This window comes from Candidatus Solincola tengchongensis (genome assembly GCF_015711935.1).
In the GTDB taxonomy this organism is placed as follows: domain Bacteria; phylum Actinomycetota; class Geothermincolia; order Geothermincolales; family RBG-13-55-18; genus Solincola_A; species Solincola_A tengchongensis.
Map to the genome: position 1 here is coordinate 1 of NZ_JACVJJ010000009.1, position 15,041 is coordinate 15,041.

Sequence of the window (15,041 nt, forward strand, 5' to 3'; positions counted from 1 at the left end):
CTTCTGGCCGCAACCGCACTCTCCCCGGATCACCGGGCCCTTTTCCTCCCCGCCGGGGAGGGAGGAGAGAGCGAAGAGTCCGAGGCCGGCGCCGAGGTCTGCGGGGAACATTCCTGCCGCCTGCGCGGCGCGCGGGCGGAGGAGGTGGCCGCATACCTGGGAGTGCGACCGGGAATAATAGAAGGGATTTTCAAATGATGGTCCGGGAGAGAAGATGATAGCCGAGAACCGAACCCGCGTGGACGGGAGGAACGATACACCGAGGCCCTGCCGAGGGGCGGAGACCGCTCGGCACCTGGACCGCGCTTCGTAAGGAGGGATGATGAGAGGATGAGAGAGGTCTACCTGGACAACTACGCCGCCACCCCCCTCCTTCCCGAGGTACGGGAGTCCATGCTCCCCTTCCTGGGGGAGAGGTTCGGCAACCCCAGCTCCCTGCACAGCCGTGGGGACGCCGCCCGGGAGGCGGTGGAGGAGGCGAGGGAAAGGGTGGCGGCCCTGATCGGGGCCGACCCGGCGGAGGTCATCTTCACCTCCAACGGCACGGAGGCCAACAACCTGGCCGTCAAGGGCATCGTCGCAGGGTCCCGGCGCAAGGGGAAACACATCGTGGTCTCCGCGGTGGAGCACTTCTCGGTGCTGCACGCTGCCCGGACCTTGGAGAAGCAAGGCTACGAGCTGGACCTGGTGCCGGTGGACGAATACGGCCGCATCGACCTCGAGGAGCTGCGTGCCCTGCTCCGGGAGGACACCGTCCTCGTCTCGGTGATGCTGGCCAACGGGGAGGTGGGGACCATCCAGCCCGTGGCCGAGGCGGCCCGTCTGGCCGCGGAAAAGGAGATTCCTTTCCACACCGACGCCGTGGCCGCCGCGGCCCACATACCCATCGACGTGGAGGAGCTGGGCGTGCAGGCCCTTTCCATCTCCTCCGACCTCCTCTACGGCCCCCAGGGCGTGGGTGCCCTGTGGGTGAAGAGGGGCGTGCGCCTCATCCCGCTGCTCGACGGAGGCGTACAGGAGGGAGGGCGACGCGGGGGCACGGAGAACGTCGCCGGCATCGTGGGCATGGGAAAGGCCGCGGAACTGGCCCGGGAGCGCATGGCGGAGAGGAGCGCCTACCTGGCGGGCCTGCGCGACGCCCTCATCGCCGGCCTGACCTCCAGGGTGGAGCACGTCCAGCTCACCGGGCACCCGCGGGAGAGGCTCCCCTGGAACGCCAGTTTCGTGGTGGAGTTCATCGAGGGAGAGGGGATGCTCCTCTTCCTGGACCAGCGGGGTGTGGCCGTATCCAGCGGCTCGGCCTGCACCTCCAGGGCCCTCAAGGGGTCGCATGTGCTCACGGCCATGAACATCCCGCCGGAGAAGGCGCAGGGGTCCATCCTCTTCAGCTTCGGGCCCCAGAACTCCATGGAGGATGTGGAGTACGTGCTGGAGGTCTTCCCGCCCATCGTGGAGCGACTGCGGCAGATGTCGCCGCTTTACGCCAAATACCTCAAGGAAAGGGGGTGAGATCATGGCTCAGTACAGCGACGTGGTCATGGATCACTTCACCAACCCCCGCAACGTCGGCGAGATAGAGGACGCCGACGGCGTGGGCGAGGTGGGCAATCCCGTGTGCGGGGATATGATGACCTTCTATATCAAGGTGGACGACGAGGGTCGGCTTTCAGACGTGAAGTTCAAGACCTTCGGGTGCGGGGCAGCCATAGCCGTGTCCAGCATGGTCAGCGAGATGGCCAAGGGAAAGACCATCGAGGAGGCCCTGAAGATAACCAGGAACGACGTGGCCGAGGAGCTGGGTGGCCTTCCCGCCAACAAGATGCACTGTTCCAACCTGGGCGCGGACGCCCTGCACAAGGCCATCGAGGATTACCTGGAAAAGAAAGGAAAGTGAGATGGAGGAGAGAGGAGAGGAGAGGACGGTGATCTGCCGGTGCCCCTTCTGCGAGTCGGAGATAGAGGCGGCGGTGGACATGCCCGCCTTCTGTCAGCCATGCCAGATCGTCATCGTCACCTGCTCCGCCTGCGGGGGTGCCGCCCGGGAGGGGACGGAGATATGTCCCCACTGCGGGCAGCCATTGCCGTCCGGGGAATGAAGGCGTAAACAGAGGCTCGCGGCGCAAGGCACAGAAGTGCCCGCTCACCCGGACCGGGAAGGAAGGCGGGGCGAGCGGGGTCGCGGCCCGGGCTCCGGGTGAGGGAAAAAACCGCGACCGACGGGAAAACGCCGGATGTGGATAAGCGAGAGGAAGGCTTGAAAGCCGGCGGGCGACCGCAAGGAATCCGCTTTCCAGGCGAAGGCGCGGGTCCGCCCACGCCGGCTGGGGGCAGGACGAGGAGGTCGTCGGGGATGGGAATGCAAGGTGAAAACTCGGCGCAGGAAAGGCGAGATAGCGCCACCATAGTGGTCTTCAGCGGGGAACTGGACCGGGCCCTGGCGGCCTTCAACATCGCCACCACCGCCGCCTCCATGGGCATGGAGGTGACCATGTTCTTCACCTTCTGGGGGCTTAACGTGGTTCGCCGGGAAAGGGGGGGCGGGGGCAGAAAGACGGCGTTGCAGCGCATGCTGGGGCTTATGAACCGCGGCGGTACGCGCCGCCTGCGCCTCTCCCGCCTGAACATGATGGGAGGGGGCAGGGCGGCCATGAAGCGCCTGATGCGGCAGTTCCGCATGCCCTCGCTGGAAGAGATGATCGCCATGGCCAGGGACCTGGGTGTGCGCTTCATAGCCTGCACCACCTCCATGGCCCTCATGGGTCTCACGGAGGACGATTTCATACCCGAGGTGGAGGACTTCGCTGGGGCGGCCACCTACGTTGAGAGGGCCTCCAACTCCTCCATCAACCTGTTCATCTGAGAGTCGCTCGCCGCTCGAGGGGTGGTCGCGGGGAAGGGGGTGGGCAGGGAGAGGCGACCGGGATCGGAGATATAACGCTGGGGCTCCTCTACCTGCGACGCGAGGGAAAGACAAGGACAGAGGAGAACGAACGTCGCTCACATCGTGCGGACACCATACCGTCAACCGACAGAGGCATGGGCCACGGGGTATCGTCTCCGTGAGTCGCGACCGGAGGTAGGAGGTGATGAGGGTTGGAGGCGGACAGGACCGTTGACTGCGTGGGGCTCTACTGCCCCATGCCCATCGTCAAGACCTCCCAGGAGATAAGGGAGCTGAAGGACGGCGAGGTGCTGGAGATCGTCGCCGATGACCCGGGGATCAGGAGCGACATGCCCGCCTGGTGCGCCAAGACCGGGCACGAGTTCCTGGGCATCGAGGAAAGGGACGGGGAATACCACGTCTTCGTGCGCAAGAAGGAGGGTTGAACGCCCCTTAAGAACGAGGGCTAGAATACACTCTGCGGTCGGGAGTCGAGGAAAGGAATCCAGGAAGAGGAATCGGGGAAAGGGGGACTTATGGGAGACAAGACGAGACAGCATCTCTACGACGCCTACACCGGAGAGTCCAAGGCGGCAGTGAGGCTCAAGGCCTTCGCCAGGAAAGCCGAGGAGGAAGACTATCCGGCCATCGCCAGGCTCTTCCGGGCGGTTGCCGAGTCGGAGAGCATCCACGCCTACAACAACCTCCGCCTGTTGCGGGAGATCAAGGATACGGAGACCAACCTGGAGGAGGCCCTGGCCTCAGAACAGAAGATAGCCCAAGTGAGCTACGACTCCTTCATCGCCGACGCCGAGGCGGAGGGCGAGAAGGCGGCAGCCACCATGTTCGCTTACGCCCGGGACGTGGAGGAGCGCCACATCAAGCTCTACGAGGGAGCCCTGCAGCACCTGGTGGCGGAGAAGGTCCCCGACTATTACGTCTGCAGCGTCTGCGGGTACGTGGCCGACGAGGTGGTCCCGGAGAAGTGCCCCATCTGCGGGGCTCCGGAGGACAAGTTCTTCGAGGTGCAATAGCGAAGCTGGAAACGAAAAGAATTCCGCCGCCTGCGGGGATCATTCCCGAAAGTAAGGCGGAGACCTCGCCCACGGGCAATGAGGAACAGGGAAGCGGGCGGTGGAGATATATGGCGCTATATATTATACGGCGATATATATAGAAAAGAGGGGGCTTCTGGAAAGCCCCCTCGTGTCTAATCGTCCTCAGGTTATTCTATGCCGCACTGCTTAAGGGTCTCCATCACTTCGGCCAGGACCTTCTTCCTCTTCTGGATCTCGGCGAGCTTGGACTCCACGTCCTGCATCTCGGGGTCGAAGACACAAGCCCCGAAGGAGCAGTCCACTCCGGCCAGCTCCTGAAGCTTTCCCGCCAGCACCCTGAGCTCCTCCTCGTAGGAGGCGATCTCCTGGTTCAAGAGCTCCTCTTTCTCGTTGGCCATCGACAAACCTCCTTCTCATAACTTCCGGATGACTAATACATTATACCCGAGAAAAGTCCTTCCGCACGGAGGAATGCCGTACCCATCTCAGAAGGCGGGCTGAAGGGAGTAATCTATCCCCGCATCCCTGGCCCTCCTCCGGAAGCGAGCCAAGTCCACGAAGGCCTCCAGCCGGGTGGCCACGCCGGCCTTTCCGGTCATCTCGTCGATGACCAGGGAGAGAACGGGTATTCCCAGGTCACGTGATACCCGGGGCAGGATGCTCTTGGCAATGGTCTCCGGCATGCAGGTGAAGGGCATGACGTGCACCACGCCGTCGTAACCGTTGCGGTGGTAGAGGACCGTGGCCCCTACCGACCTCAGGCCCTCGCCGCCCACGAAATGGGTGAGGTAAGGCCTCGCCGCCTCCTCCACCTCCCGGTCGTGTTGTCCGGCCACGGGATTGTTCCCCGAGGGGCGCAGCCAGTCGGTGAGGTACACGCTGCGCTCCACATAGGCTCCCAGGTTCCCCAACTGCTCCTCCACTCCCAGGTTGAAGAAGGGCTCGAGCACCAGGTAGAACTCGCCCACGATGCCCACCTTAACCGTCTCCCTCTCCTCCCTGGGGACGTTTTGCAGCAGGCCGAAGGCCTCCTGTTCCACCTTCCGCAGTGAAGCGTAGGAGTCGGCCTCCCAGACCATGCGATAGCACCGCTCCAGGGCCTTGGTGGTGGCTCCCCTCTCCCGGTCCAGGCAGCGCTGGTGCAGGGCCTGCTGCTCCAGGCGGTCGATGAGGTAGGCCTTGCTCAGGGCGAACTTGATGGCCCACGCCACGGACCTCCAGGGACGGCCCTGCTTCAGCTCCTTCAGCTTCCGGATGGTGGCCGGTAGCTTGTTGGGCTCGAATTCCAGCATCACCATGCGGAAACGGTAGCCGGCGTCCTCCAGGATGCGCCTCTGCGTCTCGGCGTAGAAGCCGAAGCGGCAGGGTCCCTTGCCGGCTACCATGATCAGCGTGTCCGCTCCCGCCTCTATGGCCTCGATGAAGTTCCCCAGAGTGGTCTTGAGGGGGAAGCATGCGAACTCGGGCCCGTAGCGCGTGCCCAGCTCGAGGGTGCGCTGGGAACTGGGGGGCGGGAGAACGTAATCCAGCCCCAGCTCCTCGAACACGCTGCTCATCACGAATTCCAGGCTCCCCATGTGGGGCCAGCTTATCTTCATACCGCCACCGCCTCCCGGACCTCCGAGGCGATCCCCTTACGCCTCCGGAGCATGTCCACAAAGGCCTCTATGCGGGTGAGGAAACCGCCTTCACCGGTATGTTCGTCGATGACCAGGCTGAGCATGGGCACTCCCCCCATGCGCCGGTTCTCCTGTTCGCAGAGGACGCGGATGATGGAATCCGGCCCGCAGGGGAAGGAGATCATGAAGATTATCCCGTCCACCAGCCGGTAGCGGGTGCAGGCCAGTATGGCCCCCGCCACCTCCTGTTCGTAACTCCAGTAGATGTCCTTGGGCAGGCGTCTCAGCTCCCTCCTCTTGAGCTCCTCGGGGACCATGTCCGCGGTGACCACGTCCACACCCATGGAGCTCAGGCGGTCGAGGAGGGACATGGTGGTGAAGGTGTCGTACACGTTGTAATGGTGCCCGATGACCCCTATCCTCAGCTCCCTCCCCTCGCAGAGGAGGTCTTCCGTCTCCCCCTTGAGGGCGCTCCGGTGGTCCAGGCCCAGGGTCAGCCGCTCCAGGTAGAGACGGTGTTCACTCCAGGCCTCCAGGCCGGCGCGGACGATGCGCAGAGGATCGCGCGTGAAGAGGCGGCCCAGGGAATAGACGGCGCGGTAGTTGGCCCACATACCCTCCTGGAAATTGATGGTAGGGGCGATGACGGGCACCTTGTCCTCCACCGCCGCCCGGGCCAGGTCAGGGAGGCCCAGCATCTTGGGGCAGGTGTGCGTCCCCTTCTTCACGCTCACCAGGCGGGGCACGAAGATGGCGTCCACCTTGTCCCGCAGGGCGAGCACGTGCCCGTAGAAGACCTTCACCGGCAGGCAGCTCTCGTTCTCCGCCTTGCTCACCCCGGAGGAGAGGATGGAACGGGTGGTCTCCCCCGACTCCACCACTTCCGCCCCCAGGGCCTGGAGAAAGGAGGTCCACAGTTTCCCGTAACGGAAATAGAGCAGACCGCCGGGAATTCCGACCCTCACCGAAAACCCCCCGTCGTTAAACCTTGGCCTTCTGGAGAATGAGATCCACGGCGTCGCCCACGGTCTCGATCTCCGCCGCCTCCTCATCGCTGACCTTGAAGCCGTAGACGCGCTCCATCTCCAGGAGAAGTTCCACCAGGTCCAGGGAATCCGCCTCCAGGTCCTCCTTGAAGCGCGATTCCTCCTTGATTTCCTCCTCGGGCAGCTCCAATGCCTCCGCCAGAGCGGCACGAACTACAGATAAGACTTCTTCCCGGTTCATCTCCGCCCTTTCTCAGACGCCCAGGGCCACGGCCCTCCTCCTCGTGAGATGCTTGTTAATAGCATAGGCGGCGACCCCCAGAAAGGGAAGGGCGGGACAGGCCCCGTCCTCCTCCCGGTTCATCTCCGCCCTTTCTCAGACGCCCAGGGCCACGGCCCTCCTCCTCGTGAGATGCTTGTTAATAGCATAGGCGGCGACCCCCAGAAAGGGAAGGGCGGGACAGGCCCCGTCCTCCTCCCGGTTCATCTCCGCCCTTTCTCAGACGCCCAGGGCCACGGCCCTCCTCCTCGTGAGATGCTTGTTAATAGCATAGGCGGCGACCCCCAGAAAGGGAAGGGCGGAGAAGATGGCCCCGCCGATGATTTTTCCCCGGCGGGTCGAGAAGTAACCCGCGGGTTCCGACTCCGCGACCAGGAGGTCATCCGCGCCCAGCCCGCGGCAGAGGTCCTCCAGGCGGCGGGAAAAGGCGGGGTCGGGATCCACGGGATGGAGGTAGCTCCTGAGCAGTCTCACCGTGTGCCGGTATCCTCGTTTCCGCCCTTTGTCTCCCCGCTTCCTCCATACGTTCATCTCTCTTCCTCCTTCTCGGAGAGTCGCCGGTGCAAGCTTATTAGCGAGCGGTGAACGAGTACCTTCACCGCCCCGGCGCTCTTTCCCATCACCTCCCCGATCTCGCGGTGCCTCATCCCCTCAGCAAAGCGGAGGATGAGCACCTGCTGCCTCTCCTCGGGAAGGGAGGCGAATGCCTCGCGCAAACGCCGGATCTCCTCCGCCCTCTCCAGGGCTTCCTCCGGCGACAGGCCCTCGTCGTGCAGCTCCTCGACGGCCTCCAGGGCCACCGAACGGGATCTGGAAGCGCTACGATGCCAGTTGGCCACCAGGTTGTGGGCGATGCGGAGGAGCCAGGCGGAGAAAGGGATCCCCCGGTCCTGATAACGGTCCAGGTGCACCAGGGCGTGGAGGAACACGCTCTCCGTTATGTCCTCCGCATCCTCCGCGTTTCCCACCCGGTAATACACGTAGGTGTATATCTTCCGGAGATATTTGGTGTAAAGGGCCTCGAAGGCCTCTCTCCTCTCCCGGGCGCGCTGCAGGAGGACGCCGTCCTCGTGGCACAGCTCCCGGCTTCCGTCTCCGCTGGACTCCAAGCTGGCCTCCACTTCACGGCTTCTTCGTTTCACACTCGTTATTATAAACACCTCCCCTGTCTTCTGGTTACCGCCCGAGGAGTTCCTTCTCAGCACCGAATCTTGCCCTTGCTCCAGGGCCAGAGTATCTACACCGGCCTCCACGCCCCCAAAGCGCCTCCCGGAAAGGCGAGGCGTCAGGGCCGTCATGCCCCAGTCGCCGAAAGCTGGGTGCGCAACGACCTTTCGGCCGTAACTCGAGCTTCCCTGGCCCCAAAGCGCCTCCCGGAAAGGCGAGGCGTCAGGGCCGTCATGCCCCAGTCGCCGAAAGCTGGGTGCGCAACGACCTTTCGGCCGTAACTCGAGCTTCCCTGGCCCCAAAGCGCCTCCCGGAAAGGCGAGGCGTCAGGGCCGTCATGCCCCAGTCGCCGAAAGCTGGGTGCGCAACGACCTTTCGGCCGTCAATGGAGGCCGCGGAGATGCCGAGGCAAACCGGGCGCGAAAAACCCGGGTGCGGGCGAGGCTTTCCGGCGCCCCGGCGGATAGGCGGGCCCCTTGGCCATAACCTTTTCAAGAGCAAGGGTCCGAGGCTCGAAGGTAGGCTCTCTCCATGGGGGATCAAACCCGACCTTCCGCCACCTCGGAAAGACTTCATTCCGTTGAGGGGACACCCACGAAACGAGGTTTCAAAAGGAATTTTGCCGGCCGAGGGCGGGACGCTCTTCTTCCCGCCCACGGAAGGAGCGTCGCGCCGGGAGGAGGGTTATGATAGCATCTTGCTTGACGGAATCCGGGTTTCGTATCCGGACGGGAAGAGTGCCGCCGTAAGAGAGGGGATACGTGGCCCTCCTCCCGGTCCCTAGCAGCCTTGAACCCGGTCAGCCCCTTTTCCGACCCGCGGAGAACGGGCGGGATGCGGGGCGTTCCGCGCAGGGGAAGTAAGAGGAGGTTGAGAATGGGAAACGTCCCTGGAGCTTATTGCCCCTTCCGCGTCTCGGCGATCGCGGGTGCCCTTTCCCCCTGCAACGATGAATGCGCTCTATATATACCCACCTCGAAGATGCCCGCCCAGAAGAGCTGCGCCCTCTCCATCCTGGGTGTGTACGCCCTGCAGAGGATAATATTCAAGCAGCAGGAGGAGCCGGGGAAGGACCGGGCGGGAGGGCCTTCGGGCGAAGACCCTCCCTCTTCCTGATCGGAGGGCCATTGGCCCGGTGGAAGGGAAGAAACGCCGGGGAACGGCTTTCCATCAGGGTGGGTGCGCTGGTGCCGGGCGCAAGGGGGCGGGCCGAGTCACGAAGTTCCACGTGCGCCACGCTTTACCCCCTCGAAACGGTGAAGGATAATAATCGCGGGAAAAGGAGCCGGGCGGGCGGTTAGGCGGTAACGCGTCCCGTCAACCTACCGGTTCGCGGCGTCGAAAATCTGAGGGTGAAAGGGGAGAAAAACTAATGTCGGAGATGGAGGTCCCCAGGCCGGAAGGAGAGCTTCCCTTCCACATCGCCATCATCATGGACGGGAACGGCCGCTGGGCCAAGATGCGCGACCTTCCGCGCATTGCCGGACACAAGGCCGGGGAGAGGTCGATCACCGACGTCGTCCGGGCGGCCTCCGAATGGGGCATTGGCGCCCTCACCCTCTTCGCCTTCTCCACGGAGAACTGGAACCGTCCGGAGAACGAGGTACGCTTCCTGATGAGCTTCAACCGCAACCTCCTCAACAACCGGGTCCAGGAATTTCATCAGCGGAACATCCGCATACGGCACCTGGGAAGGCGGGACCGCATACCTCCCTCCACCCTCAAGGCCATCGACGACGCCGTCGCGCTGACCCGCGAAAACACCGGTATGTCACTGAACATCGCCTTTAACTACGGGGGCCGCGCCGAGCTGGTGGACGCCATCCGCGCTTTGTGCGCCGACGTGGCGGCGGGCAGGCTGGAGCCCTCCGAGGTGGACGAGGAGCGCTTCCGATCCTACCTCTACCATCCGGACATCCCCGACCCCGACCTCCTCATCCGCACGGCGGGGGAGATGCGCATCAGCAACTTCATGATCTGGGAACTCGCCTACACGGAGATTTACGTCACGGACGTCCTGTGGCCGGATTTCGACCGCCGCCACCTGGCGGAGGCCATCCGGGATTACCAGAGGAGGGAAAGGCGCTTCGGCGCCATCCGCGAGGAGTAGGTTCAGGTTGGCCACCCTCAAGGATGAGGCCATCGTCCTGCACGTGCACGACCTCGGAGAGGCGGACCGTATCGTGTCCTTGATCACCGCGGGGCACGGCCTGCGCCGGGCGGTGGTCAAGGGGGTCAAGCGCACCGCGAGCCGCTTTGGGGCCAGACTGGAACCCTTTACCCACCTCAAGGTGGTCCTCCACGAGGGGAGGAACCTGGACACGGTCACCCAGGCGGACACCGTGCGCACCCACGCCCCCTTACGGACGGACTACGATAAATATCTCTACGGGGAATCCATGCTCGAACTGGCCGAGAGGTCACTACGGGAAAACCAGAACCTGCCCAGGTTCTTCGACCTCCTGCGGGTGAGCCTCGGAGTCCTGGAGGGAGAGGTGAGGGACTGCGCCCTCCTGCTGGCCGCCTATCAGCTGAAGGCCTGCGCGCTCATCGGTTACCGTCCCCACCTGGATCGCTGCCTGCACTGCGGCAGGGAGACGTCCAGCGGCTCGTGGCACCTGGACCTCTCCGAGGGAGGGGTGACCTGCCAGGGATGTGCGAGGGCCTCCCCCAACGTCCTCCATCTCAACGCGCAGGTACTGGAACTCCTACGGCGCCTCCTAGGAACGGAGATGGTCGCCATAGCCCGTTTCGATGAACCGCCTCATCTGGCCCTCGAGGCGCTCCGGGCTTCCTTCGCCTACACGGAGAGTGTCCTGGAGCAGCGCCTGCGCTCGCGGCAGATAGTCCTCCGTCACCTGGAAGGAAAACTCAGGGGGACCGAGGCTCCCCTCTCCACATGATCCGCACCGCGGAGGGCCCCTCGCGGGTGTAGGCCACCGCAAGGCAAACCAGAGGCAAAGCGCCCATACCCGTACCCGCCCAGATCACGGGCAAGGTGCTCAGGCCATCTCGTCGGCGGGACTCCGGAGATGGGGAACCTCGCTCCCGCATACCCCGCGAGTATTAGGCCGATAGGCTCACCAGAGGGCGAAGAATCGATAAAATCCCAGGTAAAAAGGTATTGACCATCTAATACTGTGGTGTTATATTAAATTTGACCCCAAGGAGCTGGAGGGAAGTTCAGCCGGGGGACCCGGAAGGAAGAACCGGAAGGCGCAAGCCGGAAGGGGGAGCCGGAAGGGAAGCTCGGAGGGATGTACCAAAGGTTACTTGGGGTCACTCCTTTTTCATATATCCACTTTTTTATATATTTGCTGGTCTCAGATGACTTCCCTCCGCACGCCTCCCGGTGCTCATCCCGGCCCCCGACAACCCTCCCTCCGCCGGGGCAGACCGCTTCGCTCAGCAAGACCGCTACCCTACGGCCCCTGCGCCACGGGTACCGCCTTCCGGGGGCCGGACGGGTCGGTCGCAGCGAGCGCTCCTCTCCCCCCTCCCTGCGGGGCGGTCCGGGGAGGCGAGCGAGACCGCTACCCTACGGCCTCTGCGCCACGGGTACCGCCTTCCGGGGGCCGGACGGGTCGGTCGCAGCGAGCGCTCCTCTCCCCCTCCCTCCCTGCGGGGCGGTCCGGGGAGGCGAGCGAGACCGCTACCCTACGGCCTCTGCGCCACGGGTACCGCCTTCCGGGGGACGGACGGGTCGGTCGCAGCGTAGCTTGCGGAGCGAGACCGTTAAACCCGGCCCAGCTACCTACCTCCAAGGCACGAGGCGCAGATACTCCTGGAGGATGGTGTAGGCCGCGCTGGTCCCGATGCGGTTGGCCCCGGCCTTCACCATCTCCACCACCTGTGCCAGGTTACGTATCCCCCCGCTGGCCTTGACCCCGAAGCCCGGCCCCACAACCTCGCGCAGGAAGCGCACGTCCTCCGCATCAGCCCCTGCGGGGCCGAAACCCGTGGAGGTCTTCACGAAATCCGCCCCCGCTTCCCTGGCCAACAGCGCCCCGAGGCGCATCTCCTCACGGCTCAGATAACAGGTCTCCAGGATCACCTTGACCACCACATGACCCTCTCCCTTACCCGCGTCATAGCGGCGGGCAAGGGAGACCACGGCCCCGATGTCCTCCCTCACCCTGTCCGACCTCCCGGAGCGGAGGGCGGAGATGTTAATCACCATGTCCAGCTCCCCCGCCCCGTGCTGGAGGGCGTACACCGCCTCCGCCCGCTTGGCGTCGGTCGACTGGTAGCCGAAAGGAAACCCTATGGGCGCCCCCAGAGTCACGCCGCTCCCTCGCAGCTCCATGCGCGCCATGGGGAGGTAATACAGGGGCACGAAAACGGCCCGGAAACGCGCGTCGGCGGCCTCACGCAGAAAACTCAGATACTCTCGCTCATCGGCCTCCGGCCGCAGCAGGGTGGCGTCCAGGATATAGGTGAGATGCCCCAAGCTGGGAAACAATTCCAGGACCTCCTCCTTGGCCACCTCCCGCTCCGCTCCGGCCACCTCGCACCCCCTCTCATACCAGAGCCATGGCCACCAGGAGGTAGACCGCCAGCCCCACGGCGTCCATAATGGTGGCCACCAGCGGTTCGGAGGCCTTGGAGGGATCCCCGCCCATCTTCCTCAGGATGAGGGGAAGGGAGGACCCCAGCAGGGCGGCGGAGAGGACCGTGCAGCCCATGGCCAGACCCACGGCGACCCCCAGGGAAGCGTTCTCGCACATCAACCAGGCCACCATGGCGATTATCCCTCCCGAGGCCGCGGCCACCAGGAGGCCTATGCCCGTCTCCCCGGCCACGGCCCGCATGAACCGCCGTCCCTCTCCTCCGTGCATTAGCTCCACGGTCACCCGCGTGGCGCTCTGCACGGCCACCGTCCCCCCCATGGCCAGGATGGCGGGTATGAAGAAGATGATGGCCATATGGTCCCGAAGCACGTCCGAGAAGCCTCGCAGGATCCCCCCCACCACCAGGACCTCCAGGACCAGCGCGAAGAAGACCCAGGGCAACCTGCCCAGGAAGGGCGCCAGCAGCGGATGCCTTTCCGTCCCCTCCTCCGTCTCCCAGCTCCCCACCAGGCTGTATATATCCTCCTGGGCCTCCTCCTCGATGACGTCGAGCACGTCGTCCACGGTGACTATCCCCAGGAGTCTTCCCTCTCCGTCCACCACCGGGACGGCCAACAGGTCGTAGCGGTCGATGAGGGCGGCCACCCTCTCCTGGTCCTCCTCCGGAGTCACGGTTATGAGGTCGCGGTGCATGATGCTCGAGACCGGCGCCTCCGGGTCGGCCACGATGAGCTCGCGGAGGGAGGTGACTCCCACAAGCCTTTCCCCCTCGTCCAATAGGTACACGTAATAGATCATCTCCACGCTCTCCGGCGCCCCGCGCAGCCTCTCCAGCACCTCACCCACGGTGAGGTCCTGGCTCAGGCGCATGGCCTCCGGGGTCATCAGGCCTCCCGCCGTGTGCTCCCCGTGAGCCAGGAGGCGCCGCAACTCCCCCGCCTTGCGGGCGCTGAGGCCGGAGAGTATGGACTCCCTGAGCTTAGGGGGGAGATCGGCCAGCAGGTCCACGGCGTCGTCGGGAGGCATCTCGGAGATGATGCGCACGGCCAGGTTGCGGGCCAGCCCCTCCACCACCCGGACCTGCTCGTCCTCGGACATCTCCAGGAGTGCTTCCGAGGAGCCCTCGGCGTCCCAGGAACGGAAGATGCGCAGGCGGTCCTCGTAGGGCACACTCTCCAGGACCTCGGCGGCGTCCGCGGGGTGCAGCCCGTCCAGGAGGGCCAGGGCGGCACCCATCTTTCCCTCCGCGAGAAGCCCTCTGAGGGTCTCTCCCAATACCCGGTTCCTCTCCTCCATGTGACCCTCCGGTGCGCGGATATCCCTTATCGCCCGGGGGACAGGGATACCCGCATGCTCAAATCACAGCCTTAGATCCTCACATACGTTCCCGATAGCGGCGGGCAAGAGCCGCGCACCCTATCCAGATTACCCCCGCTTCATCCCGCCTTCAACGCGCTCTGGAAACGCGGTTTTCGGACGGCGAGCCGTTGATCCGGTCCCGCCTACCCTTATCGAGGAAGGCCCTCAGTATCCCATCCTGCGCACGAGCTGAGGGCGCTTGGACCAGTCTTTCTCCACCTTGACCTGCAGCTGCAGGAAGACCTTCTCTCCCAGCAGTGGCTCGATCTCCTGTCGGGCCCGGGTCCCGATCTCCTTGAGCATGCGGCCCCCCTTGCCGATTATGATCCCCTTCTGGGAATCCCTCTCCACGTAGATCACCGCCTGGATGTCCACTATCCCTCCGTCCTCGCGCCTGCCCATCTCCTCCACCACCACGGCCACGCTGTGCGGCACTTCCTCCCGAGTGAGCTGGAGGACCTTCTCCCGGATGAGCTCGGCCACGATGAAGGTGACCGGTTGATCGGTGACCATGTCGTCCGGGTAATACTTGGGCCCCTCCGGTAAAAGCTCCACGATCTTCTCTATTAGGGCGTGCACGTTCTCGCCGGTCTTGGCGGAAAGGGGGATGACCTCCACGAACCGTCCGAGGTTCTCCGCTACCGCCATCTGGGCCTCCACCTGCTCGGGGCTCAGCCTGTCGATCTTGTTGAGCACCGCCACAACGGGTGTCTCCAGGCCGGAGAGCTCGCCGGCGATGAAGAGGTCGCCCCTCCCGATGGTCTGGGTACCGTCCAGCATGAATACCACCACGTCCACCTCGGAGAGCGTCTCCCGGACCGCTTTGTTCAGCCTCTCCCCCAGGGCGTTGCGGGGTTTGTGCAGGCCTGGGGTGTCCACGAAGATTATCTGGGCGTCGTCCCTGGTGAGTATGCAGCGGATCTTGTTGCGCGTGGTCTGTGGTTTCTCGGAGATGATGGCCAGCTTGCGGTGCATGAGGTTGTTGAGCAGGGTGGATTTCCCCACGTTGGGACGGCCGATGATGCCCACGAACCCCGAGCGGTAACCGCGTTGAGTGCCTGAATCCTCGGACATGACCACCTCCATCGTCGCCTTGACCCTATCCCCGGACCGCGGCCTT

At 64.4% G+C, this 15,041-nt stretch carries 19 protein-coding genes; 10 read left to right on the forward strand and 9 right to left on the reverse strand.

Going from position 1 to position 15,041, the window contains the following annotated elements; genetic code table 11:
• From H7007_RS00165 to H7007_RS00195, 7 genes are all read left to right on the forward strand, one after another.
• On the forward strand, positions 1-198 hold a 198-nt coding region (locus H7007_RS00165; RefSeq protein ID WP_287152457.1), incomplete at its 5' end, for a hypothetical protein.
• 132 nt (positions 199-330) lie between these two features.
• Positions 331-1,509 (forward strand): cysteine desulfurase family protein, encoded by a 1,179-nt coding sequence (locus H7007_RS00170; RefSeq protein WP_287152458.1) that lies wholly within the window; start codon positions 331-333, stop codon positions 1,507-1,509.
• A gap of 4 nt (positions 1,510-1,513) precedes the next feature.
• A complete protein-coding gene (gene nifU, locus H7007_RS00175) occupies positions 1,514-1,894 on the forward strand; it encodes a Fe-S cluster assembly scaffold protein NifU (RefSeq protein WP_287152459.1) in 381 nt (126 codons plus the stop codon).
• A 1-nt stretch (position 1,895) separates the two neighbouring features.
• Positions 1,896-2,096, forward strand: a complete 201-nt coding sequence (locus H7007_RS00180; RefSeq protein ID WP_287152460.1) for a hypothetical protein — start codon at positions 1,896-1,898, stop codon at positions 2,094-2,096.
• Positions 2,097-2,350: 254 nt separating this feature from the next.
• Positions 2,351-2,860, forward strand: a complete 510-nt coding sequence (locus H7007_RS00185; RefSeq protein WP_287152461.1) for a DsrE/DsrF/DrsH-like family protein — start codon at positions 2,351-2,353, stop codon at positions 2,858-2,860.
• A 233-nt stretch (positions 2,861-3,093) separates the two neighbouring features.
• Positions 3,094-3,327 (forward strand): sulfurtransferase TusA family protein, encoded by a 234-nt coding sequence (locus H7007_RS00190; protein ID WP_287152462.1) that lies wholly within the window; start codon positions 3,094-3,096, stop codon positions 3,325-3,327.
• Positions 3,328-3,417: 90 nt separating this feature from the next.
• Complete coding sequence (locus tag H7007_RS00195) at positions 3,418-3,915, forward strand: rubrerythrin family protein (RefSeq protein ID WP_287152463.1); 498 nt, start codon at positions 3,418-3,420, stop codon at positions 3,913-3,915.
• Positions 3,916-4,106: 191 nt separating this feature from the next.
• Here the strand turns inward: H7007_RS00195 and H7007_RS00200 are convergent, their stop codons facing one another.
• From H7007_RS00200 to H7007_RS00225, 6 genes are all read right to left on the reverse strand, one after another.
• The gene (locus tag H7007_RS00200; RefSeq protein WP_287152464.1) at positions 4,107-4,337 is read right to left on the reverse strand and encodes a hypothetical protein; all 231 of its coding nucleotides are present in this window, start codon (positions 4,335-4,337) and stop codon (positions 4,107-4,109) included.
• Between the two features lie 87 nt (positions 4,338-4,424).
• On the reverse strand, positions 4,425-5,537 hold the full coding sequence (locus tag H7007_RS00205; protein WP_287152465.1) for a hypothetical protein: 1,113 nt from the start codon (positions 5,535-5,537) through the stop codon (positions 4,425-4,427).
• Positions 5,534-6,523, reverse strand: coding sequence for an acyl-CoA dehydratase activase-related protein (locus H7007_RS00210; RefSeq protein WP_287152466.1), 990 nt, complete (start codon positions 6,521-6,523; stop codon positions 5,534-5,536). The genes H7007_RS00205 and H7007_RS00210 overlap by 4 nt, the downstream gene beginning before the upstream one ends.
• Positions 6,524-6,539: 16 nt before the next feature.
• Positions 6,540-6,785, reverse strand: a complete 246-nt coding sequence (gene acpP / locus H7007_RS00215) for an acyl carrier protein (RefSeq protein ID WP_287152467.1) — start codon at positions 6,783-6,785, stop codon at positions 6,540-6,542.
• A gap of 258 nt (positions 6,786-7,043) precedes the next feature.
• The gene (locus H7007_RS00220; RefSeq protein WP_287152468.1) at positions 7,044-7,355 is read right to left on the reverse strand and encodes a hypothetical protein; all 312 of its coding nucleotides are present in this window, start codon (positions 7,353-7,355) and stop codon (positions 7,044-7,046) included.
• Positions 7,352-7,945: an RNA polymerase sigma factor gene (locus H7007_RS00225; RefSeq protein WP_287152469.1), complete on the reverse strand. Its 594-nt coding sequence runs from the start codon at positions 7,943-7,945 to the stop codon at positions 7,352-7,354. Before H7007_RS00225 ends, H7007_RS00220 begins: the two co-directional genes overlap by 4 nt.
• Before the next feature lie 922 nt (positions 7,946-8,867).
• On the opposite strand from H7007_RS00225, the gene H7007_RS00230 reads away from it, so the two are divergent.
• The 3 genes from H7007_RS00230 (at position 8,868) to recO (ending at position 10,894) form a co-directional block, all read left to right on the forward strand.
• Positions 8,868-9,107, forward strand: coding sequence for a hypothetical protein (locus H7007_RS00230; RefSeq protein WP_287152470.1), 240 nt, complete (start codon positions 8,868-8,870; stop codon positions 9,105-9,107).
• Positions 9,108-9,363: 256 nt separating this feature from the next.
• Entirely contained in the window at positions 9,364-10,101 is a 738-nt protein-coding gene (gene uppS / locus H7007_RS00235; protein ID WP_287152471.1) for an undecaprenyl pyrophosphate synthase, read from the forward strand.
• A gap of 7 nt (positions 10,102-10,108) precedes the next feature.
• Positions 10,109-10,894 carry a DNA repair protein RecO gene (gene recO, locus H7007_RS00240; RefSeq protein ID WP_287152472.1) on the forward strand — a complete coding sequence of 262 codons (786 nt, stop codon included), beginning with the start codon at positions 10,109-10,111 and terminating at the stop codon, positions 10,892-10,894.
• A gap of 851 nt (positions 10,895-11,745) precedes the next feature.
• On the opposite strand, the gene deoC is transcribed toward recO, so the two are convergent.
• From deoC to era, 3 genes are all read right to left on the reverse strand, one after another.
• Positions 11,746-12,498 carry a deoxyribose-phosphate aldolase gene (gene deoC / locus H7007_RS00245; protein WP_287152473.1) on the reverse strand — a complete coding sequence of 251 codons (753 nt, stop codon included), beginning with the start codon at positions 12,496-12,498 and terminating at the stop codon, positions 11,746-11,748.
• A 13-nt stretch (positions 12,499-12,511) separates the two neighbouring features.
• Entirely contained in the window at positions 12,512-13,858 is a 1,347-nt protein-coding gene (gene mgtE / locus H7007_RS00250; RefSeq protein ID WP_287152474.1) for a magnesium transporter, read from the reverse strand.
• Between the two features lie 228 nt (positions 13,859-14,086).
• Positions 14,087-14,995 carry a GTPase Era gene (gene era / locus H7007_RS00255; RefSeq protein ID WP_287152475.1) on the reverse strand — a complete coding sequence of 303 codons (909 nt, stop codon included), beginning with the start codon at positions 14,993-14,995 and terminating at the stop codon, positions 14,087-14,089.
• Positions 14,996-15,041: the final 46 nt, after the last annotated feature.

What these genes read in the sequence shown, in the direction of transcription:
- H7007_RS00170 (WP_287152458.1), top strand. Translation starts at nt 331, where the DNA reads ATGAGAGAGGTCTACCTGGACAACTACGCCGCCACCCCCCTCCTTCCC.
- H7007_RS00180 (WP_287152460.1), top strand. Translation starts at nt 1,896, where the DNA reads ATGGAGGAGAGAGGAGAGGAGAGGACGGTGATCTGCCGGTGCCCCTTC.
- uppS (WP_287152471.1), top strand. Translation starts at nt 9,364, where the DNA reads ATGTCGGAGATGGAGGTCCCCAGGCCGGAAGGAGAGCTTCCCTTCCAC.
- H7007_RS00220 (WP_287152468.1), bottom strand. Translation starts at nt 7,355, where the DNA reads ATGAACGTATGGAGGAAGCGGGGAGACAAAGGGCGGAAACGAGGATAC.
- acpP (WP_287152467.1), bottom strand. Translation starts at nt 6,785, where the DNA reads ATGAACCGGGAAGAAGTCTTATCTGTAGTTCGTGCCGCTCTGGCGGAG.
- H7007_RS00205 (WP_287152465.1), bottom strand. Translation starts at nt 5,537, where the DNA reads ATGAAGATAAGCTGGCCCCACATGGGGAGCCTGGAATTCGTGATGAGC.
- H7007_RS00195 (WP_287152463.1), top strand. Translation starts at nt 3,418, where the DNA reads ATGGGAGACAAGACGAGACAGCATCTCTACGACGCCTACACCGGAGAG.
- H7007_RS00230 (WP_287152470.1), top strand. Translation starts at nt 8,868, where the DNA reads ATGGGAAACGTCCCTGGAGCTTATTGCCCCTTCCGCGTCTCGGCGATC.
- nifU (WP_287152459.1), top strand. Translation starts at nt 1,514, where the DNA reads ATGGCTCAGTACAGCGACGTGGTCATGGATCACTTCACCAACCCCCGC.
- mgtE (WP_287152474.1), bottom strand. Translation starts at nt 13,858, where the DNA reads ATGGAGGAGAGGAACCGGGTATTGGGAGAGACCCTCAGAGGGCTTCTC.
- H7007_RS00200 (WP_287152464.1), bottom strand. Translation starts at nt 4,337, where the DNA reads ATGGCCAACGAGAAAGAGGAGCTCTTGAACCAGGAGATCGCCTCCTAC.
- era (WP_287152475.1), bottom strand. Translation starts at nt 14,995, where the DNA reads ATGTCCGAGGATTCAGGCACTCAACGCGGTTACCGCTCGGGGTTCGTG.
- H7007_RS00185 (WP_287152461.1), top strand. Translation starts at nt 2,351, where the DNA reads ATGGGAATGCAAGGTGAAAACTCGGCGCAGGAAAGGCGAGATAGCGCC.